General features: G+C 74.8%; 10 protein-coding genes. 5 read left to right on the top strand and 5 right to left on the bottom strand.

The window, feature by feature from the left end:
* Nucleotides 1-125 precede the first annotated feature (125 nt).
* A complete protein-coding gene (locus ABD284_RS21475; RefSeq protein ID WP_344146584.1) occupies nt 126-956 on the bottom strand; it encodes an ABC transporter permease in 831 nt (276 codons plus the stop codon).
* Entirely contained in the window at nt 953-1942 is a 990-nt protein-coding gene (locus ABD284_RS21480; protein ID WP_344146587.1) for an ATP-binding cassette domain-containing protein, read from the bottom strand. Before ABD284_RS21480 ends, ABD284_RS21475 begins: the two co-directional genes overlap by 4 nt.
* Nucleotides 1943-2174: 232 nt before the next feature.
* On the opposite strand from ABD284_RS21480, the gene ABD284_RS21485 reads away from it, so the two are divergent.
* Both ABD284_RS21485 and ABD284_RS21490 read left to right on the top strand, forming a co-directional pair.
* Nucleotides 2175-2696, top strand: a complete 522-nt coding sequence (locus ABD284_RS21485; RefSeq protein ID WP_344146590.1) for a PH domain-containing protein — start codon at nt 2175-2177, stop codon at nt 2694-2696.
* A gap of 64 nt (nt 2697-2760) precedes the next feature.
* Nucleotides 2761-4557: a PH domain-containing protein gene (locus ABD284_RS21490; RefSeq protein ID WP_344146593.1), complete on the top strand. Its 1797-nt coding sequence runs from the start codon at nt 2761-2763 to the stop codon at nt 4555-4557.
* 70 nt (nt 4558-4627) lie between these two features.
* Here the strand turns inward: ABD284_RS21490 and sepH are convergent, their stop codons facing one another.
* Entirely contained in the window at nt 4628-5890 is a 1263-nt protein-coding gene (gene sepH / locus ABD284_RS21495; RefSeq protein ID WP_344146596.1) for a septation protein SepH, read from the bottom strand.
* Between the two features lie 368 nt (nt 5891-6258).
* On the bottom strand, nt 6259-7560 hold the full coding sequence (locus ABD284_RS21500; RefSeq protein WP_344146599.1) for a D-arabinono-1,4-lactone oxidase: 1302 nt from the start codon (nt 7558-7560) through the stop codon (nt 6259-6261).
* A gap of 127 nt (nt 7561-7687) precedes the next feature.
* Between ABD284_RS21500 and ABD284_RS21505 the strand changes: the two genes are divergently transcribed.
* The 3 genes from ABD284_RS21505 (at nt 7688) to ABD284_RS21515 (ending at nt 11847) form a co-directional block, all read left to right on the top strand.
* A complete protein-coding gene (locus ABD284_RS21505; protein ID WP_344146602.1) occupies nt 7688-8725 on the top strand; it encodes a ferrochelatase in 1038 nt (345 codons plus the stop codon).
* A gap of 187 nt (nt 8726-8912) precedes the next feature.
* Nucleotides 8913-10949 (top strand): S9 family peptidase, encoded by a 2037-nt coding sequence (locus ABD284_RS21510; protein ID WP_344146605.1) that lies wholly within the window; start codon nt 8913-8915, stop codon nt 10947-10949.
* Nucleotides 10950-11025: 76 nt separating this feature from the next.
* Nucleotides 11026-11847 carry an inositol monophosphatase family protein gene (locus ABD284_RS21515; RefSeq protein ID WP_344146608.1) on the top strand — a complete coding sequence of 274 codons (822 nt, stop codon included), beginning with the start codon at nt 11026-11028 and terminating at the stop codon, nt 11845-11847.
* Nucleotides 11848-12036: 189 nt separating this feature from the next.
* Here the strand turns inward: ABD284_RS21515 and ABD284_RS21520 are convergent, their stop codons facing one another.
* Nucleotides 12037-12204: a hypothetical protein gene (locus tag ABD284_RS21520; RefSeq protein ID WP_311545472.1), complete on the bottom strand. Its 168-nt coding sequence runs from the start codon at nt 12202-12204 to the stop codon at nt 12037-12039.
* Nucleotides 12205-12860: the final 656 nt, after the last annotated feature.

Raw genomic sequence — 12860 nt, forward strand, 5'->3', positions numbered from 1 at the left:
CGCGGCCGCGGATCGCGGCGGCCCGAAACCCCGCGCCCGGCGGGTGCTGCGGCGCCGGCCCCGCCGGGGCCGGCGCACGCGTGCGCCCCGCGCGGGTGCGCGGGGCGCCGCCGCCCAAGGCGACCTCAGGCCCGCCGCCGGTAGGCCCGGGTGGCGAGCGGGAAGAACACCGCGGTGATCGCGACGATCCACGCGAGCACCCACAGCAGCGACTCGCCGGCGGGCCGGCCCGCGAGCAGCTCGCGCATCGCGTTGATGACGTGGGTGACCGGATTGACCTCGGCGAAGGTCTGCATGAACCCCGGCATCCGGTCGGTGGGCACGAACGCCGAACTGCCGAAGGTCAGCGGGAACATCCACACCGACCCGAAGATGTTCACCGCCATGGGCGTGCGCAGCAGCATCCCCATGAACGCCGACAGCCAGCACAGCGCGAACGCGAAGGCCATGACCACCGCGGTGGCCGCCAGCACGCCCAGCACGCCGCCCGCGGGGCGGTAGCCGATCGCCACCGCCACCAGCAGCACCATGATCACGGTCAGCAGGTAGCGGACCAGATCGCCCAGGATGGCGCCGATCAGCGGCGCCGAGCGCGCCACCGGCAGCGACCGGAACCGGTCGAAGATCCCCTTCTCGATGTCGGTGTTCAGCGCCACGCCGGTGCCGATCGTGGCGAAGATGACCGACTGGGCGATGATCCCCGGTGTGATCAGGTCGCGGTAGGCCTGCCAGTCGCCCATCATCGCCTCGCCGAAGACGAAGACGAACAGCGCGACGAACATCAGCGGCATGAACGTCAGCCCGAGGACCTCCTCGGGGTTGCGCTTGATCTTCAGCAGGCTGCGCCAGGTCAGCAGCGCGCCGTGCTGCGCCGCCGACAGCGGCGTGATGCGCGGCGTGACGACGGGCGCGGCGGTCGTGCCGCCGGCCGGCTCGGCCGTGTCCACGGCGCTCATGCGTGCGTCCTCTCGGTCTCCTCGGCGCCGGCGGCGCCGTCGTCGACGGGGGCGGTCTCGGCGGTGCGCCCGGTCAGGGCCAGGAACACCTCGTCCAGGCTGGGTCTGCGCAGGGTCAGCTCCGAGACCGCGATGCCCTGGTCGTCGAGGCGGCGCACCACCTCGGGCATGACGGTGGTGTCGGTGACCGAGGCGTTGGCCGCGCCCTCGCTGGTGCGGATCTCCGAGCCGGTGACGGCCTCGACGATGCGGCCGACCTGTTCCACGCGGTCCGCCTCCAGCGGCCGCACCTGCAGCACCTGGGCGCCCGCCCGCGCCTTCAGCTCGTCGGGGGTGCCCCTGCTGATGACCTCTCCGCGGTCGAGGACCGCGATGTCGTCGGCGAGCTGGTCGGCCTCCTCCAGATACTGCGTAGTCAGCAGCACCGTGACGCCGTCGTTCACCAGCGAGCGCACCACGTCCCACAGCTCGTTCCGGCTGTGGGGGTCGAGTCCGGTCGTGGGCTCGTCCAGGTAGAGCAGCGCCGGGCGGCCCACCAGGCTCGCGGCGAGGTCGAGCCGGCGGCGCATGCCGCCGGAGTAGGTCTTGGCCGGGCGGTCGGCGGCGAAGGCGAGGCCGAAGCGCTCCATCAGCTCGGCGGAGCGCGCCCGGGCCGCGGTGCGCGAGAAGCCCAGCAGCCGGGCGATCAGAACGAGGTTCTGGGTCCCGGTCAGGTCCTCGTCGACGGCCGCGTACTGGCCGGTGAGTCCGATCTGGCGGCGCACCTGGTGCGGTTCGCGGACGACGTCGTAGCCGCCGACGAGGGCGTGCCCGGAGTCGGGCCGCAGCAGGGTCGACAGGATGCGCACGGTCGTCGTCTTGCCGGAGCCGTTGGGCCCCAGCACACCGAGCACGGCTCCGGTGCGCGCGGTCAGGTCGACTCCGCCGAGGGCGGTCTGCCCCTTGAACGTCTTGACCAGACCTTCCGCCCGGATGGCGTCAGTCATCGTTCCTCCCCGTTTCCGTTCATTCCGCCAGTCTCGGGCCGGGTACTGACAAACCGCTGACAAGTGCCCGCACCTGCTGACATGCCGACGACATACCGGCCCGACGCGACCGTGCTCGTTCCAACACCGCAGCACCCCCGAGGTTTCCCCGGCGGCCGGAGGCGGTCGGCACCCCGGTCCCGCGCCGCGCGGCATGTGACCGGCGCAACGCCCCGCCCCTAGACTCGGTGCCGTGGCGACGACGACGCGGTTGAGAGCTCCGACCCACCGGGTTTCCCGGCGATCGGTGCGGATGTGGACGCTGGAAGGCGCCATGGCCGCCGCGGTGCTGCTGGTCCTGCTGTGCGCCGGCGTGTGGGGCCTGCGGTTCGCGTCGTGGGACTGGGTGCCCGGATGGCTGCTGCGCAACGCCTGGTGGCTGCCCGTCCTCTACGCCGCGTACTCCGCGGTCCGCGTCCCGCTCGTGCCCCAATGGCGCTATCGCGTGCACCGCTGGGAGATCACCGCGGACGTCGTCTACACCCGTACCGGCTGGTTCAGCCGCAAGTGGCAGCTGGTCCCGGTCAGCCGCATCCAGACCGTCGACCACCGCCAGCGCTGGATGGAGCGGATGTTCCGCGTGGCGACGCTGGAGGTGCAGACCGCCTCCCACGCCGGATCCTCCACCATCGAAGGGCTCGACGCCGACGAAGCCCGGCGCATCTCCGAGGAGCTGGCCGCGCGCGCCGCCGAGCTGCGCGACGACGCCACATGAGCCCGTGCCCGCAGCGGGGCGGCTCCGCGGCCCGCCGCCCCCGCGGGCCCCCCGGAGGAGGCAGATGAGCGAGAACGGCCGGTTCGACCGGCAGCGGCCGAGCCCCGAAGGCGCCGACCGCGCCGGCGCCGAGGAGCGGCCCGGGGCCGGCGCGGGACCGGGCACCGGCGCGGCCGGGATGCGGGCCGGGGAGCCGGCGGCCCCGGAGGCACCGGAGGGTCCCGACGGACCCGCTGAGACCGCGGCCGCAGCCGCGCCCGAGTCCGAACCCGCCTACCGCCTCAGCCCGCTGACCCTGGTCACCGCGCCGCTGAACTACCTGCGCAGCTACCTGGTCCCCGTCCTGGTGGCGCTGATCGCCGGTACCTTCAGCTTCAACCCCTGGGTGCTGGGCGGCGCCGCCGCGGCGGTCGCCACGATGCTCGCCAGCGGACTCTTCACCTGGTACACGGTGCGCTACCAGGTCGGCGCCGAACGCCTGGAGATCCGGCGCGGCCTGATCGGCCGCTCGCGCCGCTCCATCCCGCTGGAGCGCATCCGCGGCGTCGACATCAGCGCCAACCTCCTCCACCGCATGCTCGGGCTGGCCGTCGTCAAGATCGAGGCCGCCGCCGGGGGAGGGGGCAGCGAGGAGGGCAAGCTCGACGCCGTCACCGCGCAGGAGGCGGAGCGGCTGCGCCGCGTCCTGCTGCGCCGGCGCGCCTACCTGCGCGGCGACTCCGGCGACCTGCCGCGGGCCGAGGGCGCCGCCGAGGTCCGGGCGCCGACCGAGGGGGAGGAGTCCGACACCGAGGTCTACTTCACCGTCCCGGCGAGCTGGTACCTCTACTCCGTGCTCAGCCTGGGCTACCTGCTGACACCGTTCGTCGCCCTGGCCACGCTCGTCGGCGTCCTCGGCCAGGGGCTGGGCGAGCGGGCCGCGGAGCGGTTCGGCGACCTCGCCCTCGGGATCTACGAACGCGCGAGCGAGATGGCCGTGTCCCTGCTGGTCGCCGGGGCGGTGCTGGCGGTCCTGGTGCTGCTGCTGGCCATGCCGCTGTTCGCGGTGGTCTCCTACACGGTGACGCACTGGCGGTTCACCCTGCGCCGGCGCGGCGACGCGCTCATCGCCGAGCGCGGGATGCTGACCCGGCAGAGCGTGACCCTGGAGAAGCGCCGCATCCGCGGCCACGAGCTGGTGGACAACCCGCTGGAGCGGACGCGCTCGGCGGTGCACCTGCGCGCCATCGTCACCGGACTGGGCCAGACCGCAACCCGCGCCATGCTGATGCCGATCGGTCCGCGCAGCCGGGTCGAGGAGGTCGTACAACACGCGCTCTCGCCCTTCCGGGGCACGCTCGCGCGCCACCCGCGCGCCGCGCTGGGGCGGCGGCTGTTCCGGGCGGTGGCGCCCTTCGCGGTCGCGGCCGCCGCGGCCGCGCTGCTGGCGCCGCCGTGGGTGGCCGGGGTGTTCGCGCTGCTGGCGCTGCTGGGCGTGCCGCTGGGGATCGACCGCTACCGCTCGCTGGGCCACGGCGACGACGGCCGCCAAGTGAGCGTGCGGTCGGGGTCGCTGCGGCGCGTGCAGGCCGTCGTGGTGCGCGACGCCATCATCGGCTGGACCTGGAGGCAGACGCTGTTCCAGCGCCGGGCCGCGCTGGCGGACCTGGAGCTGTCGGTGGGCGCGGGCAGCGGCGGCTACTCCGCGATCGACGCCGGCTTCGCGGAGTCGGCGGCCTTCGCCCGCGGAGTCACCCCGGAGATGGTGCGGCCGTTCCTCGAAGGGGCCGGCCCGGACGCGCCGGCGGCCCCGAGCGGCGCGGGAGCGGATGCGGGCGGCCTCGGCGCCGGCGGCGAGCGGACCGCGAAAGATCAGGGCTGACTGCGCTCGGCGCGCGGCACCGCCCCGGGCGCGGCCGGGTGTCCGCCGCCGGGCGGGCACCCGCCGGCACTCAGTCCGACTTCTTGGACCCGAACATGATCTCGTCCCACGAGGGCACCGAGGCGCGGCGGCCGCGGCCCTTGCGGCGGGGCGATGCGCCGCCTCCCGTGTTCGCCGTCCCGGCGGCCGCGGCCGAGACCGGCGGCTCCTGGCGGCGGGCGGCCGCACGGTCCTGGCGGTCGTCCTGCTCGGCGGCGGGAGCGGGCTCGGGAGCGCGCGCGGACCCCGCCGCCTGGCCCTGCGCAGCGGGGGGCTCGGCGTCGAGCACCGAAGCGCGCCCCGGGGCGGGGCGCTCCGCGCGCTCGGGCCGGCCGGGGTGTTCGGGTTCGCCGGCCGAGGCCGCCGGGGACTCGGCCGGGGGCTCCGGTGCGGGGCGCTCCTCGCGCCGCTGCGGCGCAGCGGGCTCGGGCGGGGTGGCGCGCTCTCCGGGGATCACGTCGTCGGTCGTGATGCGGGAGCGGCCCGCCGCGGGCCGCCGCGGCGCGGCCGGAGGCGCCGGTGCGGGCGGCTCCTCGTAGCGCGGGGGCTCGGCGGGCGGCGGGGTGTCCTGGCGGCCGGTTTCGGGCGCCGCCGGCTCGGGGCGCGCGGGTTCGGGCCGCAGCGGCTCCGGGCGCGCGGGCTCGGGCGCGGGCCCCTGGCGGCGCGGGACGAACGGCGTCACGTTCGCGCTGCCCGGGCCCAGATCCAGGGGCTCGTCGGCCTCAGGGGCGAGGAAGCGCAGCGCCTCGTCGTCGGCCGGGGTGACCGACCTGCGGCGCGGCTCGTAGACCCAGTGGGCCACGCGCTCCTCGCCGCCCACGAGGAAGACGAGCTTGAGCTGCCAGGTGCTGTCCTCGCGCTTCCAGGAGTCCCAGGCCGCGTCGCCGGTCTCCAACTGGTGCGCGCCGATGCGCTCGGTGATCAGATCGCCCAGGTTCGGCCCGGGCGCGGTCTCGCCCTGGCGGCGGACCGATGCCCGCTGCGCCTGCTGGGCCACGTACTCGCGCTCCTGGAGCACGGGGCTCTCGAACCAGCGGACGCGCTCGATCGGGATCCCGGAGAGGTCCGAGATCGCCTCGGCTGTCTCACCCGAGCGGATCCGGGCCTGGATTTCCTTGGGGCGCAACGGATTCTCCACTTCGATCTCGTACTGGCCGAGCCGGGAGAACTGGCCGCGCACGGCAGCGCGGAGACGGTCGTCGACGGGCAGCATGAAACGGGTCCCACGACCGGCACTCGCCAATACCAGGTAAGTGCCGTCCTCGCTGACGGCGGCGAGGCGAAGCTCTTGCATCGCCCTCCCTTTCGCGTCCCGTCGAGGGTAGGTCCTCGGCCATCCCCCACGATCCCAGTCTCATCGGCATCCACGTGTTCGGCCACTACCACGACTGGCATGTCCGAACTGCGTACCTTCCGGGAGGTCGGGGACCGCCCGCCGAGCGCCGGCGTGATCCTGAACGCCATCGTGGCACGCAGGCGGTCCGGGCTCTGGAGGCGGTGAGCGCTCCGGCCCGGAGCGCGCGCCGCCTCTGGCCGATGGTATCCCGGGCCGTCCATACCGGGCCGGGGGGACAAGGCGGACTTTTCGCGGATCCGGCGCGCGGCGGCGCGGTCGCGGCCGCGGTCGGCGGCGGCGCGCCGCGGTCGCCGCGCCCCGTCAGCTCAGGCGCCCAGGACCGTGTCCAGGTACTCGTTGGCGAACCGCCGCTCGGGGTCCACCCGGTCGCGGACCGCCTCCGCCTCGGCGAATCGGGGGTAGAGGGCGGCGAGGTCGCCGCTGCCGAGCGAGTGCATCTTGGCCCAGTGCGGGCGGCCCCGGGCGGCGGTGAAGACCGCCTCGATCTCGCGGAAGTAGTCGGCGTAGGGCATGCCCCGGTAGACGTGCGCGGCGACATAGGCGGTGTCGCGGCCGTAGGCCGTCGACAGCCACACCGAGTCCGCCGGCGCGAAGCGCACCTCGACCGGGAACCCGATCCGGTGCCGCCCGGAGTCGACGATCCCGCGGATCTCGCCGAGCACGTCGGGCAGCGTCTCGGCGGGGACGGCGTACTCCATCTCGACGAAGCGCACCCGGCGGGTGCTGGCGAAGACGCGATGGGAGGCGTCGGTGTAGGTCCGCGCCGACAGCGCCCGCGCCGAGACCTGGTTGATCGCGGGAATGGCCGCCGGCACGCGCCGCCCCAGCCGGTTGACCGCACCGAAGACGGTGTTGGACAGGAACTCGTCGTCCAGCCAGGCACGCAGCGGAGACGGCGGCTCGGCCGGGCCCTCGGCGCGGTTGTTGCGCTTGGTGTTGGTGCAGCCGGTGTGCGGGAACCAGAAGAACTCGAAGTGCTCGTTGGCGCTGCGCAGCTCCGGAAGGCGCGCCAGCACCTCCGCCAGGCGCATCGGCTCCTCGCGCGCCCGCAGCAGGAACGCCGGGCGCACCTTCAGCGTCAGCGCGGTCACCACGCCGAAGGCCCCCAGCCCGACCCGCGCGGCCTCGAAGAGGTCGGGCTCGCGCTCGGGCGAGCACTCCACCACCGAGCCGTCGGCCAGCACCAGCTCCATGGCGCAGACCTGCTGGGCGAGCCCGCCGCTGTCGCGGCCGGTGCCGTGCGTGCCCGTCTGGATCGCGCCCGCCGCCGTCTGCACGGCGACGTCGCCCATGTTGGCCAGGGCCAGCCCGCGCGCGTGCAGCGCCTCGTTGAGGTCGCACAGCGGCATGCCCGCCTCGACGGTGACCGTGCCCGCCTCGGCGTCGACGCCGCGCAGCCGCGCCAACCCCGTGGGCGAGAGGAGCAGGCCGTCGGTGACCGCCGCTCCGGTGAAGGAGTGGCCCGACCCCACCATCCGCACCCGCATGCCCTGCTCCGCGGCGCCGCGCACCGCCGCGGACACGGCCCCGGTGCTGGAGGGCGCCGCGATCCTGCGGGGCCGGGCCTGCTGTGTACCGGACCATGTGTGCCACACCACACTGCTCATAGCGCGGCAGACTACCCGGAGGGCGTCCCAGGCGCCTCCGCGGACCCCGCACGGGCGGCGCCGGCCGGTGACACGCGCAACGCGCGGGCGGAGGAGAGCCGCCTCGGGGAGCTGGTTTGATGGAGCCATGCCCTACGAGCCCTACGACGCGTTTCTGCTCGTCTCCTTCGGCGGCCCCGAGGCGAACGAGGACGTCATCCCCTTCCTGGAGAACGTCACCCGCGGCCGGAACATCCCGCGGGAGCGCCTGGCCGAAGTCGGACAGCACTACTACCTCTACGACGGTGTCAGTCCGATCAACCAGCAGTGCCGCGACCTGATATCCGCCGTCCGCGCCGACTTCGCGGGGGCGGGCGTGGACCTGCCGGTCTACTGGGGCAACCGCTTCTGGACCCCCATGCTGGCCGACACCGTCGCGCAGATGGCCCGGGACGGGGTGCGCCGCGCCGTGGCCATGGCGACCTCGGCCTACAGCAACTACTCCAGCCACCGGGCCTACCTGGACGACATCGCCGCCGCCCGTGAGGCCGCGGGGCCCGACGCGCCCGAGATCGAGCTGATCCGCCCGTTCTTCGACCACCCCGGGTTCATCGAGCCGCTGGTCGAGCACACCCGCGACGCGCTCGACCGGCTGCCCGAGGACCAGCGCGCGGGGGCCCGCCTGTTGTTCTCGGCCCACTCCATCCCCACCGCCATGGCAGACGCCAGCGGCGCGCCGGACCACGACCACGGCCCCGGCGGCGCCTACGTCGCCCAGCTCACCGAGGTCGCGCGGCTGGTCGGCGAGCGGCTGGGCGAGGACCACCCCTACGACCTCGTCTACCAGAGCCGCAGCGGCCCGCCCTCCCAGCCGTGGCTGGAACCCGACGTCGGCGACCGGCTGGCCGAGCTGGCCGATGAGGGTGTCACCGCGGTCGTCGTCGTGCCCTTCGGGTTCGTCTCCGACCACATGGAGGTCAAGTACGACCTCGACAACGAGGCCCGCGAGACCGCCCGGAAACTGGGGCTGCACTTCGTGCGCGCGCTGAGTCCCGGCACGCACCCGCGCTTCGTGGCGATGGTGCGCGAACTGGTCGCCGAGCGGGCCTCCGGCGCCGAGCCCTTCGGCCTGACCTCGCTGCCGGCCTGCCACGACTGCCCCGAGGGGTGCTGCCGGCAGCGCTGACCGCTCGGTCGGCCCGACGGCGGCGGACGCGTCCCGATAGGGTCGATTGGACAGGGATATCCGCGGATGTCCCCCACGGGATGCCGCGCAGCGTCCCCAGCCGGCGAGCGGCCGCCGCAGCGGCCGCTCGCGTCGGACGGGGAGGGGCGGCCGAAGGCAGCCGACGGCAGAGGGGAAGTCGCACGACGTGGTTCGCACCTGGTATGACCCCGAGGAGTACGCCGGACTGCGCCGTGTGAACGGCCTGGTCCTGTCACCCGACGGGACACGGCTGATCGCGCCGGTGAGCGAGCTCAAGCCCGACGGGGCGGCCTTCACGACCGCCCTGTGGGAGATCGACCCGGCCGGCGAGGCCGAGCCGCGCCGGCTGACCCGCTCGGCGGCGGGCGAGGGCGGCCCCGCCTTCCTGCCCGACGGCTCGCTGCTGTTCACCTCGGCTCGCCCCGACCCCGACAGCACCGAGTCCGCCGACACCCCCGCCCTGTGGCTGCTGCCCGCGGGCGGCGGCGAGGCCCGCTGCGTGGCCCGGCGCCCCGGCGGGTTCGGCGCCCTGGCCGTCGCGCGCGACGCGGGCACGGTCGCCTACACCTCCGAGTCACTGCCCGGCACCGCCGACGCCGAGGCCGACGCCCTGGCGCGCAAGGCCCGCAAGGACGCCGGGGTCAGCGCCATCCTGCACGAGTCCTCCCCGGTGCGCAGCTGGGACCGCGACCTGGGACCGGCGCTTCCGCGGCTGTTCACCGCCGCGGCGCCCGCCGGCGCCGACGCCGGGCTGGGCGAGTCCGCCGACCTCACGCCCGAGCCGGGCGCCGCCCTGTTCGGCCAGGCGCCCGACCTCACGCCCGACGGCGGCACCGTGGTCACCGGCTGGACCGTGCCCGCGGGCCGGGGCGTCCAGCGCGAACAGCTGATGGCCCTGGACGCCGCCACCGGCGAGCGCCGGGTCCTGGCGGCCGAACCCGGCTACGACTTCGGCGCGCCCGCGGTCTCGCCGGACGGCCGCCGCGTCGCCGCGCTCCGCGACTACGACGGCGAGCCCGGCCCCGACGGCGCCACCCGCGAGAGCACGCTGTGGCTGGTGGACCTGGACACCGGCGAGGGCCGCGACCTGCTGGCGGCACACGACCTCTGGCCGCGCGAGCACGTGTGGACGCCCGACTCCTCGGCCGTGCTGTTCACCGCCGACTACCAGGGCCGCTGCCCGGTGTTCCGCGTCGAGGCCGCGACCGGCGAGCTGACCCGCCTCACCCTTGACGACGGCACCTACACCCGGCTCAACCCCGCGCGCAGCGGCGGCGCGCTCTACGCCCTGCGCGACTCCTGGGACGAACCGCCCACGCCCGTGCGCATCGACGACGCCTCGGGCGCGGACGGCGGCAACCCGGTGCGGCTGCGCTCACCCGAGGCGCCGCTGGAGGTACCCGGCACCCTCACCGAGGTCGAGACCGAGGCCGACGACGGCACCCCCGTGCGCGCCTGGCTCGTGCTGCCCGCCGGCGCCTCGTCCGCATCGCCCGCACCCCTGGTGCTGTGGGTGCACGGCGGGCCCTACATGAGCTTCAACGGGTGGTCCTGGCGGTGGAACCCGTGGCTGCTGGCGGCCCGCGGCTACGCGGTGCTGCTGCCCGACCCGGCGCTGTCCACCGGCTACGGCCGCGAGATGCGCCGCCGGGCACGGGCCTCCTGGGGCGAGCGCACCTTCGCCGACCTCATGGCGATCACCGACGAGGCCGCGGCCCGGGACGACGTGGACGGCACCCGCACGGCCGCGATGGGCGGCTCCTTCGGCGGCTACATGGCCAACTGGATCGCCGGGCACACCGACCGGTTCGCGGCCGTGGTCACCCACGCCTCCCTGTGGGCGCTGGACGCCTTCGCCGCCGGCACGACGGACTACCCGGCGGCCTGGACCGCCGAGTTCGGCGACCCCATGGAGCACCCCGAGCGCTACCGCGCCGCCTCGCCGCACTCCAGTGCCGACCGCATCCGCACGCCCATGCTGGTCATCCACGGCGACAAGGACTACCGGGTGCCCATCGGAGAGGGTCTACGGCTGTGGTGGGACCTCATCAGCCGCGAGGTCGACGCCAAGTTCCTCTACTTCCCCGACGAGAACCACTGGGTGCTGACCCCCGGCAACTCCAGGATCTGGTACGAGACCGTCCTCGCCTTCCTCGACCACCACGTGCTGGGCAAGGAATGGCAGCGGCCGGCGCTGCTGTGAGGGCGCGCGGCCGAGCACGCACGGCTGCGGGCGCGCGGCGCGCCCGGCAGCGACCGACTGCAGGAACGGGGGAGACATGACAGCGAGTCCCACACCGGACCGCGCCGCGCTGCTGGCCCTGGCCGTCGATGCGGCCCAGGAGGGCGGGCGCGCGGCGTCCGAGGGCCAGGCGGGCATCGGCGTGCTCGACACCAAGTCCTCCCCCACCGACGTGGTCACCGAGATGGACCGGTCGGTGGAGGAGCTGATCCGCAAGCGCATCCACGAGGCTCGACCCGGCGACCCCGTGCTGGGCGAGGAAGGCGGCGACGTGGCCGGCGAGGGCGCGGTGCGCTGGATCGTCGACCCCATCGACGGCACCGTCAACTACCTCTACGGGCGGGGTGAATGGGCGGTCTCCATCGCCGCCGAGATCGCCGGCGAAGTGGTGGCCGGCGCCGTGGCCGTGCCCGCCCGGGGCGACGTGTACACCGCCGTTCTCGGCGGGGGAGCGTTCCTCAACGGCGAGCCGCTGCGTGCGGCGACCGCGGTGCCGCTGGAGCTGGCCCTGGTGGCCACGGGCTTCGGCTACGAGTCCCGGCGCCGGGCCCAGCAGGCCGAGGTGCTGCGCACGGTGCTTCCGCGGGTGCGCGACATCCGGCGCGGCGGCTGCGCCTCGGTGGAGCTGTGCGAACTGGCGCACGGCCGCGTCGACGCCTACTACGAGCGCGGGCTCAAACCGTGGGACTGGGGCGCGGCGGCGCTCGTCGCGCAGGAGGCCGGCGCCCGGGTCGGCGGCCTGCACGGCGCGCCGCCCAACCCCGACCTGGTCATCGGGGCGGCCCCGGAGCTCTTCGCCCAGCTGCACGACCTGCTCGCCCCGCTGGGAGCCGACACCGACGGCCCCGCCGCGGACTGAGTCCGGCAGCGCCCGGCCCCGCCGGCAACGCGAAAAAGCGCCTCCGAAGTGCCCGGCACTTCGGAGGCGCTCCTCACGGTTCCCGCGGGGTTGCACACCCCGCCTGGCTCTGCTGCGCGGCCGGTTCCCACCCGACCGGCCACGCGCGCCGCTCCGCAGGCGTCGGGGCCGAGGCGGCGCTCCCGGGACTCACACGCAGCCGGTGTCGACTCCGTTGCGAGCGGCGATGCGGTGGAGGTCCTCCAGCTCCGACGTGTGCACGTCCGCGAGGTCTTCGTCTCCTGCGGCCTGCGCCGCCTGAAGCGACTGGCGGATCTCCTTGATGCGGCCCTTGATCTCCGCGCGGAACTCGCCCATTTCACCTCACATTTCATCGCGTCATTGCAGCACAGCGCCTCGGCGGCACGGTGCGGCGTGACAGGGGACAGCGGTGTCGAGACCGGCGCGACCCGCAGGTGACGGCCATACCCACCGGGCGCGCGCCGCCAAACGTCCGTGACCCAGCTGTGATCCCGGCTGTGCCGCGCCTTCGCGGCCCTCGCGTGCGCGTCGCGCGCCGTGGGATACTCGACCACGGAGTCGGCGCCGGCGCGAGCCGGACCGGCGGTGCCCTACACCACATTTCGCGAGGTGCGCCAGGGCTTACTTCTTTCTTATCCTGGATGTGTCAGATTCGAGATGTGCGGGGTGATCGTCGCTGCCGGCGGTTGGGGGATACGCCGGCAGCGACACCCGCGCACAGTCAGGGAGTCGCGCAAGGGGCTGCGGCCCGGCCCGGCCGGGACCGCGCGCCGGCTCCCCAGTGGCTACCCCGGGTTGCCGCGCACCCGCCGCCGGCCTTCGGTCGGCAGGGGATGGGTCCGCTCTTCCGCCGGTCGCGGCGGGGGCGGGGGCCGAGTCCACCGCTCAGGTGGCTTACTCCATCCTTATCGGGCGGGTGGGATAACGGATGGTGCAGCCGGGGGTCACAAGCGCCGCTGCCGGTGTGTTGGGGGATGCGCCGGCAGCGGCCC

It is taken from the genome of Streptomonospora arabica (genome assembly GCF_039531585.1).
Taxonomy (GTDB): domain Bacteria; phylum Actinomycetota; class Actinomycetes; order Streptosporangiales; family Streptosporangiaceae; genus Streptomonospora; species Streptomonospora halophila.

Coding starts and splice junctions, on each gene's coding strand:
- ABD284_RS21475 (WP_344146584.1), bottom strand. CDS start 956: ATGAGCGCCGTGGACACGGCCGAGCCGGCCGGCGGCACGACCGCCGCG.
- ABD284_RS21480 (WP_344146587.1), bottom strand. CDS start 1,942: ATGACTGACGCCATCCGGGCGGAAGGTCTGGTCAAGACGTTCAAGGGG.
- ABD284_RS21490 (WP_344146593.1), top strand. CDS start 2,761: ATGAGCGAGAACGGCCGGTTCGACCGGCAGCGGCCGAGCCCCGAAGGC.
- sepH (WP_344146596.1), bottom strand. CDS start 5,890: ATGCAAGAGCTTCGCCTCGCCGCCGTCAGCGAGGACGGCACTTACCTG.
- ABD284_RS21500 (WP_344146599.1), bottom strand. CDS start 7,560: ATGAGCAGTGTGGTGTGGCACACATGGTCCGGTACACAGCAGGCCCGG.
- ABD284_RS21505 (WP_344146602.1), top strand. CDS start 7,688: ATGCCCTACGAGCCCTACGACGCGTTTCTGCTCGTCTCCTTCGGCGGC.
- ABD284_RS21515 (WP_344146608.1), top strand. CDS start 11,026: ATGACAGCGAGTCCCACACCGGACCGCGCCGCGCTGCTGGCCCTGGCC.
- ABD284_RS21520 (WP_311545472.1), bottom strand. CDS start 12,204: ATGGGCGAGTTCCGCGCGGAGATCAAGGGCCGCATCAAGGAGATCCGC.